Origin of the sequence: Thioalbus denitrificans (assembly GCF_003337735.1) — a bacterium.
GTDB lineage: Bacteria > Pseudomonadota > Gammaproteobacteria > DSM-26407 > DSM-26407 > Thioalbus > Thioalbus denitrificans.
Window position 1 is genome coordinate 12139 of the sequence record NZ_QPJY01000009.1, and the last position, 16098, is coordinate 28236.

At 68.9% G+C, this 16098-nt stretch carries 13 protein-coding genes; 10 read left to right on the plus strand and 3 right to left on the minus strand.

The window, feature by feature from the left end; genetic code table 11:
- Positions 1 to 291 precede the first annotated feature (291 nt).
- On the minus strand, positions 292 to 1287 hold the full coding sequence (gene acuI, locus DFQ59_RS15155) for an acrylyl-CoA reductase (NADPH) (protein ID WP_114280568.1): 996 nt from the start codon (positions 1285 to 1287) through the stop codon (positions 292 to 294).
- Positions 1288 to 1488: 201 nt separating this feature from the next.
- Between acuI and DFQ59_RS15160 the strand changes: the two genes are divergently transcribed.
- Complete coding sequence (locus DFQ59_RS15160) at positions 1489 to 2247, plus strand: FadR/GntR family transcriptional regulator (RefSeq protein WP_114280569.1); 759 nt, start codon at positions 1489 to 1491, stop codon at positions 2245 to 2247.
- 247 nt (positions 2248 to 2494) lie between these two features.
- Here DFQ59_RS15160 and DFQ59_RS15165 read toward each other — a convergent pair whose 3' ends face one another.
- Positions 2495 to 5134, minus strand: coding sequence for a glycosyltransferase (locus DFQ59_RS15165; RefSeq protein WP_211314963.1), 2640 nt, complete (start codon positions 5132 to 5134; stop codon positions 2495 to 2497).
- A gap of 337 nt (positions 5135 to 5471) precedes the next feature.
- Between DFQ59_RS15165 and DFQ59_RS15170 the strand changes: the two genes are divergently transcribed.
- The 3 genes from DFQ59_RS15170 (at position 5472) to DFQ59_RS15180 (ending at position 8899) form a co-directional block, all read left to right on the plus strand.
- Positions 5472 to 6959 carry a protein adenylyltransferase SelO gene (locus DFQ59_RS15170; RefSeq protein WP_114280571.1) on the plus strand — a complete coding sequence of 496 codons (1488 nt, stop codon included), beginning with the start codon at positions 5472 to 5474 and terminating at the stop codon, positions 6957 to 6959.
- 246 nt (positions 6960 to 7205) lie between these two features.
- Positions 7206 to 8108: an ABC transporter permease gene (locus tag DFQ59_RS15175; protein WP_114280572.1), complete on the plus strand. Its 903-nt coding sequence runs from the start codon at positions 7206 to 7208 to the stop codon at positions 8106 to 8108.
- The gene (locus DFQ59_RS15180) at positions 8105 to 8899 is read left to right on the plus strand and encodes an ABC transporter ATP-binding protein (protein ID WP_114280573.1); all 795 of its coding nucleotides are present in this window, start codon (positions 8105 to 8107) and stop codon (positions 8897 to 8899) included. The genes DFQ59_RS15175 and DFQ59_RS15180 overlap by 4 nt, the downstream gene beginning before the upstream one ends.
- Positions 8900 to 9151: 252 nt before the next feature.
- On the opposite strand, the gene DFQ59_RS15185 is transcribed toward DFQ59_RS15180, so the two are convergent.
- Positions 9152 to 10129: a quinone oxidoreductase family protein gene (locus tag DFQ59_RS15185; protein WP_114280574.1), complete on the minus strand. Its 978-nt coding sequence runs from the start codon at positions 10127 to 10129 to the stop codon at positions 9152 to 9154.
- Between the two features lie 104 nt (positions 10130 to 10233).
- Between DFQ59_RS15185 and DFQ59_RS15190 the strand changes: the two genes are divergently transcribed.
- The 6 genes from DFQ59_RS15190 (at position 10234) to DFQ59_RS15215 (ending at position 16089) form a co-directional block, all read left to right on the plus strand.
- Positions 10234 to 10776: an FKBP-type peptidyl-prolyl cis-trans isomerase gene (locus DFQ59_RS15190; protein ID WP_114280575.1), complete on the plus strand. Its 543-nt coding sequence runs from the start codon at positions 10234 to 10236 to the stop codon at positions 10774 to 10776.
- A gap of 22 nt (positions 10777 to 10798) precedes the next feature.
- Positions 10799 to 11776 (plus strand): TIGR00341 family protein, encoded by a 978-nt coding sequence (locus DFQ59_RS15195; protein WP_114280576.1) that lies wholly within the window; start codon positions 10799 to 10801, stop codon positions 11774 to 11776.
- On the plus strand, positions 11773 to 12930 hold the full coding sequence (locus DFQ59_RS15200) for a M48 family metallopeptidase (protein ID WP_114280577.1): 1158 nt from the start codon (positions 11773 to 11775) through the stop codon (positions 12928 to 12930). Before DFQ59_RS15195 ends, DFQ59_RS15200 begins: the two co-directional genes overlap by 4 nt.
- A gap of 4 nt (positions 12931 to 12934) precedes the next feature.
- Positions 12935 to 14329 carry a glycoside hydrolase 100 family protein gene (locus DFQ59_RS15205; protein ID WP_114280578.1) on the plus strand — a complete coding sequence of 465 codons (1395 nt, stop codon included), beginning with the start codon at positions 12935 to 12937 and terminating at the stop codon, positions 14327 to 14329.
- A 99-nt stretch (positions 14330 to 14428) separates the two neighbouring features.
- Positions 14429 to 14818 (plus strand): DUF4124 domain-containing protein, encoded by a 390-nt coding sequence (locus DFQ59_RS15210; protein WP_114280579.1) that lies wholly within the window; start codon positions 14429 to 14431, stop codon positions 14816 to 14818.
- Positions 14819 to 15177: 359 nt separating this feature from the next.
- Positions 15178 to 16089 (plus strand): HamA C-terminal domain-containing protein, encoded by a 912-nt coding sequence (locus tag DFQ59_RS15215; RefSeq protein ID WP_114280580.1) that lies wholly within the window; start codon positions 15178 to 15180, stop codon positions 16087 to 16089.
- Positions 16090 to 16098: the final 9 nt, after the last annotated feature.

Here is a 16098-nt window from a genome sequence, read left to right on the forward strand (position 1 = left end):
ATCGCGCCGGAGACGTTTGATGACAACAGGTGGCATCCTGCCGGGGAATGTGGAATCACCGCGACCCTGCCAGTACCCGACTTCCATCGCGGCGAGGGCGCTCCTCCCACAAGGGTAGCCGCCCACCCGGGTCCGGCCGAAGCCTGTGGGAGGCCCGCCCCGGGGCGATGGGACCCGGCCCAATGCCGGTGCGGGCGGCCTGCCGCCTCGCCACCCGGAGCCACCCAATAAAATCCTGTCTATCCTGTGAATCCTGTCCATTCAAAACAGCCACGGTGTGGATCAGGGCGATCAGGCGTTGACGTCCACCACCACCCGGCCGCGCACCTGGCCGACCAGGATCTCGCGGGCGAGCTCGGGCACCTCGGCCAGGGGCACCACCCGGGAAACCTCCTCCAGCATCTCCATGGGCAGGTCGGTCAGCAGCCGCCGCCAGGCCGCCTCGCGGCGGGGACGGGGGCACATCACCGAGTCCACGCCCCGCAGGCTCACGCCGCGGAGGATGAAGGGCATCACGGTGGTGTTCAGCTTGGCCCCGCCGGCCAGGCCGCAGGCGGCCACCGCGCCGCCGTAGCTCACCTCGGTCAGGACCCGGGCCAGCATGTCGCCGCCCACCGTGTCCACCGCGCCGGCCCAGCGCTGGGCCTCCAGGGGGCGGCCCGGCTCGGAGAGCTCCTCGCGCGGCACCACCTCCTTCGCCCCGAGACCGTGCAGGTAGCCGTGGGCCGATTCGCGCCCGGTGACCGCGGCCACCCGGTAGCCGAGCTGCGCCAGGACGGCCACCGCCACGCTGCCCACGCCGCCGGCGGCGCCGGTGACCAGCACGGTGCCGCTCTCCGGCCGCACCCCGGCATCCTCCAGGCTCATGACGCAGAGCATGGCGGTGAACCCGGCGGTGCCGATGGCCATGGCCCGGCGGCTGTCCAGCCCCTCGGGCAGGGGCACCAGCCACTCGCCCTTCACCCGCGCCCGCTGGCTGTAGCCGCCCCAGTAGCGCTCGCCCACGCCCCAGCCGGTGAGAACCACGCGGTCGCCGGGCTTCCACTCGGCACTGGCCGACTCGAGCACCGTCCCGGCGAAGTCGATGCCCGGCACCATCGGGTAGCGGCGCACGATCTTGCCCTTGCCGCTGACGGCGAGGCCGTCCTTGTAGTTGAGGGAGGAGTAGTCCACGTCCACCAGCACCTCGCCCTCGGGCAGGTCGGCGTTGGTGAGTTCGCGGATGGCGTGCTTGACGACGCCCTCCTCCTCGGTGAGGACGAGGGCCCTGAAGGTTTCCTGGCTCATGGTAGTCAGTCCCGCTGCTGGGGGCGGTCTGCGCCGCCGCTGGTTCAATCCGGGTAATCCCCGCCTTTGTACCGCATACCGCGCGACATCCGCACGGGTTTCCCGGGGGAAATCTTGTGTGGACATCAGTCTGGAAGCGGGGCTTGTATTTGTCAAACAAATATTGTTTTATGTCTTTTTACAAATACAGGCTGCGGAACCATGTCCCTCGACTACCAACCGCTGGAATCCCAGAGCCTGGCCAAGCAGATCGCCGACAACATCCGCGACGCCATCCTGGAGGGCCGCCTGCGGGCGGACGACCGGCTGCCCACCGAGACGGAGCTGGCGGAGCGCTTCGGCGTCTCCCGTCCCACCATCCGCGAGGCGCTCAAGCGGCTGGCGGCGCAGAACCTGGTGCGTTCGCGCCGGGGGCCCGCGGGGGGCACCTTCGTCAACCGCCCGGGACGCGATGAGCTGAGCGGGGCGCTGGCCACCGCCGCCACCCTGATGGTGAGCCTGGGGGAGTTCGAGCTGCCCCAGATCGCCGAGGCGCGGGAGTCGCTGGAGCTGCTCTGCTGTCGCCTGGCGGCGGAGCGGCGCACCGCCGCGGAGCTGGAGGTCATGGCCGAGGAGCTGGAACGGCAGCGGGCCGGGGCGCTCACCGACGAGGAGTTCTGCGCCTCGGACGTGCGCTTCCACCGCGCCCTGGTGACCGCCGCCCGCAACCCGGTGCTGGAGTTCGTGATGTACGCCGTGATCGAGGCCCTGCAGCCGGTCATGAACCTGGTGGTCTACCGCTTCCGCGACCGCGCCGAGGTGCTGTCCCAGCACGGGCGCATCCTCTCCGCCCTGCGGGAGGGCAACGGCGAGGCGGCCTGCGCCGCCCTCTCGGCCCAGATGGCCTCCCTGCGCGAACAGTACGCCCGCGCCCAGGCCTGGCGCGAGGAGCGGGAGGCGGCGCGGTCGCGGGAGGGCTGAGCCCCGTCGCGGCGGGGCGCGCCTCCCGGTGGGTGCAGATTTATCTGCACACCCCGGCGGCCCGAGCGGAGCCTGTGGGAGGCCCGCCCCCGGGGCGATGGGGCCGTGGCCGGGGCCCATGGGCTCACCAACACCCGGCCCTGCCCAAAGCCCCCACACAGAATCCCGTCACTCCTGTAAATCCTGTCCATTCAAAAACCAAGCGCCGCGAGGGCGCGCCTCCCACAAGGGTTCCCGGGGCCGCCGGTCAGGCCGTGGTCCGGGTGATGGTGGCGGGCATCGGGGCGCGGGCCTTGCGCGCCTCCGGCGCCGGCAGGCCGATGGGCACCTGGGCCGGGAAGGCGTTGGCCATGGACAGCGCCAGGGCCGCCACGTAGGGCAGCGACTGCACCGCCAGCACCGTCGCCCACAGCAGCGCCTCGGGGTGGTTCGGGCCGTAGACGGCCAGCACCGCGATGCAGCCGCCCCAGAGCAGGCCGAGCATGGTCAGCTCCTCGGCGGCCATGGCCAGGCCGGCCATGAGCGCCGGCTTGTCCTCGGACTTGGGGGTGCGGAAGAAGGGGGCGTTGTTGGTGAGCAGCCCCTTGATGACGCCGCGGGCGATGGTGTGGGTCAGCGCCATGCCGGCCACCGCCGCGCCCAGGCGCTGGCGCCGGCTGCAGCGCACCCGGGCCGCGTAGAGCCACAGGGAGTGGAGCACCTTGAAGGCGAACATGCCCAGCGTCGGCACCAGGAACGCCGCCAGCGGGAAGTCGAAGTAGCGTGGCAGCAGCACCAGGCCCGCGGTCCAGGCGAGCGCCAGGGTGCTGAACACCAGGTGCAGGCCGTCGCCGAACCAGGGCAGCCAGCCGGCCGCGAAGTGGTAGCGCTGGGCCAGGGTCAGCCCCCCCTCGTGCCAGGGCAGCAGCTCGTGCCAGTGGGACTTGAGGATCTGCACCGCGCCGTAGACCCAGCGGAAACGCTGCTTCTTGTAGCCGGTGAAGGAGTCGGGGGTGAGGCCCTTGCCGAAGGGCTCGTTGACGTAGACCGACTCGTAGCCGTCCTGCATCAGCCGCAGGCCCAGCTCGGCGTCCTCGCAGATGCACCACTCCGACCAGCCCCCGACCCGCTCCAGGGCCCGGCGGCGGATGAGGGTCATGGTGCCGTGCTGGATGATGGCGTTGCGCTGGGCGCGGTGGACCATGCCGATGTGGAAGAAGCCGGCATACTCCCAGTTGATCATCTCCTTGAAGCGGTCCAGCTCCCAGGCGCGGTGATCCTGGGGCGCCTGCACGAAGCCCACCTGCGGGCGGCGGAAGTAGGGCGCCAGGCGCCGCAGCCAGTCGGAGCGCACCTCGTAGTCGCTGTCCACCACCCCGATGACCTCGGCCCGCGGGTCGGTCTGGCCGAGGGCGAAGTTGAGCGCGCCGGCCTTGAAGCCCTTCCACTGGCCCAGGGTGAAGAAGCGGAAGCGCGGCCCGAGCCGCTCGCAGTGGGCCTTCACCGGCAGCCACACCGCGGCGTCGCGGGTGTTGTTGTCGATGACCAGCACCTCGAAATCGGGGTAGTTGAGGGCGGCCAGGCTGTCGAGGGTCTGGATCACCAGCTCCGGCGGCTCGTTGTAGATGGCCAGGTGCAGCGACACCATGGGAAGCTTCTCGGTGCGCCGCAGCTCGCTGTCCGGGAAGCGCAGCTTGAGGCGCTTGCGCCACAGCAGCTCGGTGAGCTCGAAGCCGTTGATGAGCACCACCAGCATCAGCGCCAGCTGGGCCGGCAGCAGCACGCCCCAGATCAGCAGCCCCAGCTTGCCGATCTCGATGTTGGCGGGCATGAACAGGGTCCAGATGAGCAGCGAGACCGCCACCTGGATCAGGAGGGTGAAGACCAGCCGGCCGGCGTTGGCGATATTGTGCCAGCGCCACAGGAACCAGATCATGGGCAGCAGCGCCAGCAGGGTGGCGAGCAGCGCCTGGAACTGCCAGTGGGGGTACTCCGCCACCGGTCCGGTGAAGGGGAACTTCTGCTCCCGCTCCACATCGAGCAGCCCCCAGTGGGCGCCCACCTCGCCTTCCAGGCCCCGCTTCCAGCCCTGGTCGAAGACCTCCATGACGAAGTAGTCGAGGCGCTCCCGCGCGGCCAGGTTGAGGAAGCCGCGGACGAACTCCGCCTGGTCCACCCGGCTCGGCTCGGCGCCCCCGAAGCGGTGCCCGGCGCTGGGCCAGCCCACCTCGGCGATGAGGATGGGCTTGCCGGGGAAGGCCCGGCGCAGGTCGCGGTAGCGCATCATCACGTGGTCCAGGGCGTCGGCGCGGGGCACCCCTTCCCAGTAGGGCAGGATGTGCACGGCGATGTAGTCCACCTCGCGCGCCAGCTCGGGGTGATCGTGCCAGACGTGCCACGGCTCGGCGGTGCTCACGGGCACGTTCACGGCGCGCTTCACCTGCCGCAGGTAGCGGATCAGCTCCGGGACGGTGAGGTCGGCGCGCAGCACCGATTCGTTGCCCACGATGACCCGGTCGATGTTCCTGTAGGTGCGGGCGTTGCGGATCAGGTTGACGATCTCGCGCTCGTTGCGTTCGCCGCGCTTGTCCAGCCACGCGCCCGCGGTGACCGCCAGGTCGTACTTCTCCGCCAGCCGCGGAATGTTCTCGAACCCGTCGATGGAGGAGTAGGTGCGCACCTTGCGCACCATGCCGGCGACCCGGGCGAGATCCGCGTCCATCTCCTCGACGCCGGGATAGCGGCCGGCCTGGGGATCCTGCCCGGGGCGATAGGGGCTGAAGGAGACGCCCTTGATGGGTCCGCTCCAGGCCGGCGCCTGGGCGGGCCAGTTGATGGCGGCCCACAGCCCCAGGTTGGCGAACACCACCAGGAGCACCAGGAACAGAGTTGATTTGCGTTTAATCACGTTGCCCATACTCGCAAGTATAATGCCGCGGCCGGGAGGCGCCGGGCCGGCACGGGTCGTGCCGGGCGCCGGGACGCCGATGCTGCGGCGCATGATCCGGATGGAGGGTCTGGCTGGGCTGGAGGCCGCCTCGGCGGCGGCCTGACGGCCCCCGGGACAGGGACCTCGGACGGATGCTTCCCGCTCGATCGGGTGCCGGGCACACCACGATCACGGCGCGAAATATCAGGCCAATTCCCACCCCTGTCAAGGGGTCTTCACCATCTTTTGCGATCGACTTCAAACACCTGTTTTTCCACGGGTTGAACCGGTCATCGGCGGCGGGCACGATGGCCTCATGCAAACCCTCGAATCACTGCGCTTCCACAACACCTTCGCCCGCCTGCCGGAGGGCTTCCACCGCCCGGTGGACCCCGATCCGGTCGGGCGGCCGTACCTGGTCCATTTCAACCCGGCCGCCGCCGGGCTCATCGACCTGGACCCGCGCGAGGCGCGGCGCCCCGACTTCGCCGAGCACTTCGGCGGCGCGCGGCTGCCGGCGGGGGCCGAGCCGATCGCCGCCCTCTACGCCGGCCACCAGTTCGGCCACTACGTCCCCCAGCTCGGCGACGGCCGCGCCCTGCTGCTGGGCGAGGTGGTCAACGGCCGCGGCGAGCGCTGGGACGTGCAGCTCAAGGGCGGCGGACGCACTCCCTACTCCCGCGACGGCGACGGCCGCGCGGTGCTGCGCTCGTCCATCCGCGAGTACCTGGCCTCGGAGGCCCTGCACGGGCTCGGCATCCCCACCACCCGCGCGCTGTGCCTGGTGGGTACCGACGACGAGGTCTACCGCGAGCAGATCGAGACCGGCGCCACCCTGGTGCGCCTGGCCCCCAGCCACGTGCGCTTCGGATCCTTCGAGGTCCACTACCACCGCGGTCGCTTCGACGCCCTGCGGGTGCTGGCCGACCACGTCATCGGCCACCACTTCCCCGAACTGGAGGGCGAGCCGGACCGCTACCCCCGCCTGCTGGAGACGGTCATCGAGCGCACCGCCGCGCTCATCGCCCGCTGGCAGCTGGCGGGCTTCGCCCACGGGGTCATGAACACCGACAACATGTCCATCCTCGGCCTGACCCTCGACTACGGCCCCTACGGCTTCCTCGACGCCTACGCCCCGGGATTCATCTGCAACCACTCCGATCACTGGGGCCGCTACGCCTTCGACCGCCAGCCCGCCATCGGGCTGTGGAACCTGGGCTGCCTGGCCCAGGCCTTCCTGCCCCTCATCGACGCCGATGCGCCCGAGGCCGCCGCCGAACGCGCCAGGGCGCTGCTGGAGGCCTACCAGCCCGCCTTCTACCGCCACTACGGCAACGGCATGCAGGCCAAGCTCGGGCTGCGGGAGCTGCGCCGCGAGGACGCGGAGCTGAGCGCCGGGCTGCTGCGGCTGATGGCGGCCGCGGGGGCCGATTATACCCTTACTTTCCGTGAGCTTTCCGAGGTGCGCGGCAGCGACACCGACCGTCACCCGAAGGTGAGGGACCGCTTCGCCGACCGGGCCGCCTTCGACGCCTGGCTCGCCGGCTACCGGGCGCGGCTGCGCGCGGAGGCGGTCGGCGACAGCGCCCGCCGCGCGGCGATGGAGGCCGTCAACCCGCTCTACGTCCTGCGCAACCACCTGGCCCAGCACGCCATCGAGCGGGCCCGCACGGGGGATTTCGCGGAAATCGATCGCCTCATGGAGGTGCTCGCCGATCCCTGGACCGGGCGCCCGGGCCTGGAAGCCTATGCCGCCCCGCCCCCGGCGGGCGCGCCGCAGGTCGTCGTCAGCTGCTCCTCCTGAGAGAACGCCCCGCCCCGGCGATCCCATCCCGGCGGCCCGGCCGCGGCCGGTGGGAGGCCCGCCCCGGGGCGATGGGGCCCATGGGCTCACCAATACCTGACCCTGCCCAAAGCCCCCACACAGAATCCTGTCCATCCTGTAAATCCTGTCCATTCAAATCACTCCGCCCGCCCGGTTACACTGCCCGTGGCCGGCGCCGGCGGCACTCCGCGCCGTACGAGACACCACTCCCGGAGTCATCCGCACATGAGCCTCATCGCCCTGCTGGGCGCCGTCGAGACCGGGCTGCTGTTCGGCCTGGTGGCGCTGGGCATCTTCCTCTCCTTCCGGGTGCTGCAGTTCCCGGACCTGACCGTGGACGGCAGCTTTCCCCTGGGGGCGGCGGTGGCCGCCACCCTCATCGTCTCGGGCTGGAATCCCTGGCTCGCCACCCTGGCCGCGCTCCTGGCCGGGGCCGCCGCCGGGCTGGTTACCGCCTGGATGAACGTGCGCCTGGGCATCCTCCACCTGCTGGCCAGCATCCTCACCATGATCGCGCTGTACTCGGTGAACCTGCGCATCATGGGCCGGCCCAATATCTCCCTGCTGATGGAGCCCACCGTCTTCACCCCGCTGGAGGCGCTGCCCCTGCCCGGCTACGTGCGCCTGCCGCTGGTGCTGCTGGGGGGGGTGCTGCTGGTCAAGTGGCTGCTGGACCGCTTCCTCGCCTCGGAGCGGGGGCTGGCCATGCGCGCCACCGGCATGAACCCGCGCATGGCCCGCGCCCAGGGCATCGGGACCGGCGCGGCGGTGCTGGCGGGCATGGCCCTCAGCAACGCCCTGGTGGGGCTGTCCGGGGCGCTCTTTGCCCAGAGCCAGGGCAGCGCGGACGTGACCATGGGGGTGGGGGTGATCGTGGTGGGGCTGGCGGCGGTCATCGGCGGCGAGGCGCTGCTGCCGCCCCGCACCCTGTTCTGGGCCACCCTCGGCTGCCTGGCGGGCTCGGTGGTCTACCGGCTGGCGGTGGCCCTGGCGCTGAACGCCGACTTCATCGGCCTCAAGGCCCAGGACCTGAACCTCATCACCGCGGTGCTGGTGGTGGCGGCCCTGCTGCTGCCGGGCATGCGCCGCTCGACCAGGGCGCTGTTCAGCCGGGGAGGCGGGGAATGATCCGGCTCGAGGGGCTGCAGGTCACCTTCGCCCGCGGCACGCCGCTGGAGACCCCGGCGCTGCGGGGGCTGGACCTCACCATCGGCGCCGGGGAGTTCGTCACCGTCATCGGCTCCAACGGCGCGGGCAAGAGCACCCTGCTCAACGCCGTCTCCGGGGAGGTGATACCCGACGCCGGGCGGGTGCTGGTGGACGAGACCGACGTCACCCGCTGGCCCGCCGCCCGCCGCGCCGGGCGGGTGGCGCGGGTGTTCCAGGACCCGGTGGCGGGCAGCTGCGCCGAGCTGACCCTGGAGGAGAACCTGGCCCTGGCCCACGCCCGGGGTCGGCGTCGCGGCCTGCGCCGGGCGCTGGGCGGCGCCCGCCGGGACCTGTTCCGGGAGCGGCTGGCGGAGCTGGGGCTGGGGCTGGAGGCGCGCCTGTCCGAGCGCATGGACCGCCTCTCCGGCGGCCAGCGCCAGGCGGTGAGCCTGCTCATGGCCACCCTGCAGCCGAGCCGGGTGCTGCTGCTGGACGAGCACACCGCGGCGCTCGACCCGCGCACGGCGGAGATGGTGCTGGAGCTCACCCGGCGGGTGGTGGCGGAGCACCGCCTCACCACCCTGATGGTGACCCACTCCATGCGCCAGGCGCTGGCGGCGGGCAGCCGCACCCTGATGCTGCACGAGGGGCGCATCGCCCTGGACGTCAGCGGCGGGGAGCGGGCCGGGCTGGCGGTGCCGGACCTGGTGGCGCTGTTCGCACAGGCGCGCCACCAGGCCCTGGACGACGACAGCCTGCTGCTGGGGTAGTGCGGGTTGAATAGACAGGATTAACAGGATGGACAGGATCCTGTGTGGGGGCTTTGGGCAGGGCCGGGTGTTGGTGAGCCCATGGGCCCCGGCCAGTGCCCCATCGCCCCGGGGGCGGGCCTCCCACAGGCTCCGCTCGGGCCGACGGGGCCGGAGAACCCTGCGGTTTGTCCCTCACCCCATTCCGCCTGTCGAACATCCTGTAAATCCTGAAAAATCCTGTCAATCCTGTCTATTCAGAATCAACCATGCTCAGACCGTCAGCACCGAGGATCCGGTGGTGCGCCGCGCCTCCAGCGCCCGGTGGGCCTCGGCGGCGTCCCGCAGGGGGAAGTGCTGGTTCACCTCGATCTTCACGTGTCCCGCGCCCACCACCTCGAACAGCTCCCGGGCGGTGGCCTGCAGGTCCTCCGGCTTCGCCGTGTAGGTGAACAGCGTCGGGCGGGTGAGGTAGAGGGAGCCGCGGGCGCTCAGGATGCCGGGGTCGAGCGGGGCCACCGCGCCGGAGGACTGGCCGAAGCTCACCAGCATGCCGCGCGGCGACAGGCACTCCAGCGACTTCATGAAGGTGTCCTTGCCCACCGAGTCGTAGACCACCGGCACGCCGCGGCCCTCGGTGATCTCCCGCACCCGGGCGACGAAGTCCTCGCTCTTGTAGTTGATGGTGTGGTCGCAGCCGTGGGCGCGGGCGAGTTCCGCCTTGGCCTCGCTGCCCACCGTGCCGATGACCGTGGCGCCGAGGTGCTTGGCCCACTGGCAGGCGATGAGCCCCACGCCGCCGGCGACGGCGTGGAACAGGATGGTCTGGCCGGCCTGCACCGGGTAGGTCTGGCGCAGCAGGTACTGGGCGGTCATGCCCTGCAGCATCATCGCCGCGGCGGTGTTGTCGTCCACGCTGTCGGGCACCTTCACCAGCCGGTCGGCGGCCATCACCCGCGCCTCGGCGTAGGCGCCCAGGGGCTGGGTGGCGTAGGCCACGCGGTCGCCCACCGCCAGGGTGTCGACCCCCGCGCCCACCGCCTCCACCACGCCGGCGCCCTCCAGCCCGGGGATGAAGGGCAGGGCGGGGGCCTTGTAGAGGCCGGTGCGGAAGTAGACGTCGATGAAGTTGAGCCCCACGGCGGTCTGGCGCAGGCGCACCTCGCCGGGGCCGGGCTCGCCCACGGTGATCTCTTCCCAGCTCAGGACCTCGGGGCCGCCCAGTTCATGGATGCGTATGGCGTTCGGCATTGGCAGTTCCGTCGTTGTGGGTTAGCGTTGTCAGGGCACGATCCTAGTACAAATCAGACCGCATGGCTCGGGAATGAGCCAAACTCCGGCGGGAGGCCGGCCCCATGACAGGCGAGACCGTCCACTTCGTCAGCAAGCCCAAGTACACCGCCGTGCGCAGGGACAAGGTGGTGCGGCTGCGCTACGCCCTGTTCGACGACGGCAGCAACCGCACCCTGGAGTACCGCGACGACCTCTACTACCTCCACGGCGGCTACGGCGGCGCCTTCCCCAAGGTGGAGGCGGCGCTGGAGGGGCTGGAGGTGGGCATGAAGGCGGAGCTGACCCTCGACCCCGGCGAGGCCTTCGGCGCCTGGGAGCCGGACCTGGTGCTGAGCGTTCCCGCCGCCGAGCTGCCGCCCGAGGGGCGGCGGGTGGGGGTGGAGGTGGACGGCGAGGCCCCCGACGGCCACGTGGTGAAGTTCCGCGTCACCGGGGTGGAGGGGGAGACCCTCACCCTCGACGGCAACCACCCCTACGCCGGGCTGCGCCTGCGCTTCCACCTGGAGGTGCTGGACATCCGCGACGCCACTCCCCGGGAGCTGGAGCTGGGCCACGCCGTGCGCGACCCGGCGGCCCTCGAGGCCGAAGGCGGGGACACCGAGTGAGCGCCGGCGCGGGGGAGAGGCGGTGAAACTGGTCGAAGTTGTCGCCGAGAGCGGCTACCGCGACACCATCCAGGGCATCGCCGAGCAGCAGCTGGCGGCCGACTGGTGGGACGTGGGGTCCGGCGAACAGGGGCGCGCGGTGGTGCGCCTGCTGCTGGCCCCGGAACAGCTGCAGGCGGCGCTCGACAGCCTCCAGGGGGCCCTCGGCGGAGGGGAGTTCCGGATCGTGGTGATGGACATCGAGGCGGTGCTGCCGCGCCCGGAGGAGCCGGCCGTGGAGCCGGAGAACCCGGTGACCGCCTCCCGGGAGGAGCTCTACGAGCGCATCGAGGCGGGCACGCGGCTGGACAGCAACTACCTGCTGCTGGTGGTCCTCTCCACCGTGGTGGCCGCCATCGGGCTCATCGAGGACAACGTGGGCGTGGTCATCGGGGCCATGGTGATCGCGCCCCTGCTGGGGCCGAACCTGGCCCTGGCCCTGGGCACGGCGCTGGGCGACCAGGCCCTCATCTGGCGGGCCGTGAAGGCCAACCTCGCGGGGCTCGCCATCGCCTTCGCCCTCTCGCTGGCCATCGGCTTCCTCTGGCCCCTGGAGCTCGCCAGCCACGAGCTGCTCTCCCGCACCGACGTGGGGCTCGACTCGCTGGCGCTGGCCCTGGCCTCCGGCGCCGCCGCCGTCATCTCCCTCACCGGCAGCCTGGCCAGTGTCCTGGTGGGGGTGATGGTGGCCGTCGCCCTGCTGCCGCCGACGGCCACCTTCGGCATGATGCTCGGCGCGGGGCAGCTGCAGATGGCCACGGGCGCCGGCCTGCTCCTGCTCGCCAACGTGGTCTGCGTGAACCTGGCGGCGAAGCTGGTGCTGCTGGCCAAGCACGTCCGGCCCCGGACCTGGCTCGAGAAGCGCAAGGCCCAGCAGTCCATGCGCAGCTACCTGCTGCTGTGGGCGGTGTCGCTGGGGCTGCTGATCCTGGTGATCCTGCTGCGGGAGGCCCGCCCATGACCCCGGTCGCACACTTCGCCGGCGCGTTCGCCACGGCCCGGCGCCTCTCCGCGCTGTTCGCCCTGGCGCTGCTGCTGGCCGGCTGCGCCGCGCCGACGACCCGCCGCGCCGACCTCGACGACGCCCTGGTGCGGGAGGAGGCCGCCCGGCAGCGGGAGATCGCCCTGTCCAGCCAGGTGGAGGCCCAGGGCCGCCTGTCCCGGGTGGCCTACCCCCTCATCACCGCCGCCGTCCCCTTCTGCGGCGACAAGACCACCGCCACCCTGGGCGTCTCCTTCATCAACCGCGACTCCTTCACCAAGGAGTTCCGCGACGCCGGCGTGAAGCTGCTCGGCGTGGGGGAGGCCCCCCGGGCCATCTTCCTGGTGCCGGAGGGGCCCGCCGCGCGGGCGGGCATGGCGGAGGGCGACGTGCTGCTGCAGGTGGCCGGGCGCGACGCGCCCACCGGCGAGGGGGCCGGAAAGGCGCTGGGCAAGCTGCTGGACGAGGCGCTGGAGCCGGGCGTCCCGGCGGTGTTCAAAGTCCGCCGCGACGGCGCCGAGCGGCTCCTCGACGTGACCCCTGACGCCGGCTGCGACAGCCCCGTGGCGCTGGTGGGGGGGGACGCGGTGAACGCCTACGCCGACGGCGAGAACGTCTTCGTCACCCGCGGCATGCTGCGCTTCGTGGACAGCGACCGGGAGCTGGCGCTGGTCATCGCCCACGAGATCGCCCACAACGCCATGCTGCACGTTGAGTCCCAGCGCCGCAACGCCATGTTCGGCTCCATCTTCGACATCCTGGCGGCGGTCTACGGCGTCAACACCTCGGGGCTGTTCGGCAACCTGGCCGCCCAGACCTACTCCAAGGAGTTCGAGGCCGAGGCCGACTACATCGCCCTCTACATCATGGCCCGCGCCGGGGTGCCGGCCGACAACGCCGCCAACTTCTGGCGCCGCATGGCCGCCGAGCACCCCTCCAGCATCCGCGGCGGGCTCATGGCCAGCCACCCCGCCAGCCCCGAGCGCTTCCTCGCCATCGAAAAGACCCTGGAGGAGATCGCGGCCAAGCGGGCCGCCGGCCGGCCGCTGGAGCCCGAGTACAAGCCGGACGCCATCCTGCGGCGGGAGCCCGCCGCCGACGGGCCGCGCACCCTCAACCCGAGCCCACGCTGAGCCCATGGACCAGAACGCACTCATCAACGGCGCCGAGGCGCTGCTGGACCACTCCATCCTCCGCTACCGGGGCGAGCCGGTGGGCACCGCCGCGGCCTGCGACGCCAACCCCGAGGCGGCCAACTACCACGAGTGCTTCGTGCGCGACTTCGTGCCCTCGGCCCTCTACTACCTGCTGAAGGGCGAGCCGGCCATCGTGCGCAACTTCCTGGTCACGGTGATGGAGCTGCGCGGCCAGCAGCCGGTGCTGGCGGGCCACCCCCGCTCCATGGGCCTCATGCCCGCCAGTTTCCGGGTGGTGGAGGAAGGGGGCGATGAGCAGATCATCGCCGACTTCGGCGAGCGGGCCATCGGCCGGGTCATCCCGGTGGACTCGGCCATGTGGTGGGTGTTCCTGCTGCGCGCCTACACCATCGCCACCGGCGACTGCACCCTGGTGCACTCCGCCGAGGTGCAGCGCTGCCTGCGCCAGGTGCTGGACCTCTACCTGCGCGAGACCTTCGAGTCCACCCCCACCCTGCTGGTGCCCGACGGGGCGTTCATGATCGACCGGCGCATGGGGGTCTACGGCCATCCCATCGAGATCCAGGCCCTCTACTACGGCATGCTGCTCACCGCCCGCGAGCTGTTGCGCGACAGCGGCCCCGAGGCCCGCAACGCCCCCACCGAGGAGGCGCTCACGGTGCGCATCCGCGCCCTGCGCGGCTACGTGCGCCGCCACTACTGGGTGGACCGCGAGCGGCTTAACGAGATCCACCGCTTCCGCGGCGAGGAGGCCGGCCCCGAGGCGGTCAATATCCTCAACGTCTACCCCGAGAGCATCCCCGAGTGGATGGACGGCTGGCTGAACGACCGCAGCGGCTACCTGGTGGGCAACCAGGGCCCGGGCCGGGTGGACTTCCGCTTCTTCGCCCAGGGCAACCTGCTGGCCATCATCTTCGGGCTCGCCACCCGCGAGGAGTCCCACGGCATCATGAACCTCTACGCCCAGCACTGGGACGACCTGGTGGGCGAGATACCGCTGAAGATCTGCTACCCGGCGGTCACCGGCGACGAGTGGTCCTTCCTCACCGGCAGCGACCCCAAGAACAGCGCCTGGTCCTACCACAACGGCGGCAACTGGCCGGTGCTCATCTGGCCCTTCGTCGCCGCCGCCGTGCGCACCGGCCGGCTCAACCTCGCCGAGCAGGCCGTGGAGCTGCTGGGGCGGCGCATCGAGCGCGACGGCTGGCCCGAGTACTACGACGGCCGCCGCGGCAGCCTCATCGGCCGCCGCGCCAACTTCCACCAGACCTGGTCCGCCACCGGCCTGCTGGTGGCCCACGAGCTGATGGAAAACCAGTCCAGCCGGGAGCTGTTCGACCGCTTCAGCTTCTCGGGGGAGGGGCCGGTACTGTGACGGGCTTCACAAATGACCGGGACTGCATGCGGCGCCTTTGCAACGGCAGGGAAAAAAGTCTATAGATTAACGACTTGAACCAACAGGGACGTACCTCTCATGCACAGGGTCGTGATTGCCGCACTCCTCTCCATCCTCACCTGCCCTGCCCAGGCCGTGACCCTCTACCGCTGCCCGGGCCCCGACGGCACCATCATCTTCTCCGACCACCTCTGCGGCCCGGTCCACGAGCGCATCGACGTGCAGGACACCTACACCCCCGGCTCCGGCCTGCGCGAGAGCGAGCGGCGCATGCTCCAGCAGATCGAGCAGCGCGAGGCCTACCGCAGCCAGCGCCAGGACTTCCGCGAGGATCGCGATCGCCTGTACGAGGAGCGGGAGCGGGCCGACAACCTCGCCGCCTGCCGGAACCTGGACCGGCTGAAGGCTCTCGGGCGGATCAGGCCGGCGGATTACACGTATCAGAGGCGGGGGTTGGGGTGTTTGTAGGGGGGGTGTGCGGTTATGGTGAAAAGCGGTCTGGCGGGTGAAGGTTGGGAGGCGTCTGTTGTTGATATATGGCGGGCTGCCGGATATCAACCTGTCAGGCATGAGGTTGTCGTGACTGAGCAGTCCGTCTAACGATTCTGAATCAGCATGAGAACCAGTGTGTCCGAGAAGTATATGCGTGCCCACGCTCCATGGGGAAATATGGCAACTTTCCATTTATTGTTGATAGATGGAAAGTTTCCATTGATTTGAACTGTTATGCGTAGAAAGCGCTGAATAATAGCACACAGAAGAGTAGGCCGTGAAACCCCTGATATTGAGTCTAACTGCCTCTTAATAAAACAACGGATTTAATAATTATGGTACATGAAATGCTTTCAAACGACCAATTACAAGAGCTACTAGCAGACACCAGCGCATTTATACAACACGTCCACTATTTTGTTCACGATTTGCCACCACCTCCAGGTGCAAGTGCCCGTGGCATAGCAATCAATACTGTAGACTTAGCTGAGAAAAAAGATGATTTTCTCCGAGAGCTTCGCAATACTGTATGCAATTGGGTCTATTCTAAGTCGCGCTATAAAGAGTTGTTCGACAGGGAACTTGAGGCTCGCGGATATGACATACAAAATGCCGCATCTCATATAGATTCGCTCGCTCGAACTAAATTTCGCAGAGGCTTCCCACAGGGGCAATTTGGTGAACTCCTGCTATTCAATTTTCTTCAATTCTTTTTTAATGCACCGCCAATCTTACGCAAGATGCCGATTACAACAAATACGGCTATTGAACGACATGGATCAGATGCCATACATTATACGTATGCTGACGGTAGCAATATTATATTATTGGGCGAAGCTAAAACGTATAAATCAAAATACAAGTTCAATTCTGCATTTTCCGATGCTCTGACAAGCATCCTGAGTACCTATCACAATATAGATGATGAATTATTTCTATATGTCTATGATGAGTTTATTGAAGAGCCGTTAAGAGATATTGCTAGACAACTAAAAGATGGGCAACTTCCAAATACTAGATATGAATTGGTTTGCATAATATCTTACGAGGAAACCAATAAGAAAGACTCCCATAATGAAGCCGCTATTAAGCAGAGCATTGAGAAAATCGTAAAAGAAAGGTTTAACAATGCTGATGCTAGCATGCTAAACGAAGAGAACCCTGCACTAATACAAAGGATCCACTACATAGTGTTTCCATTTTGGGGGCTAGAAAAAATACTATCTGATTTTGACGCAAACCATTGACCAAGGAAG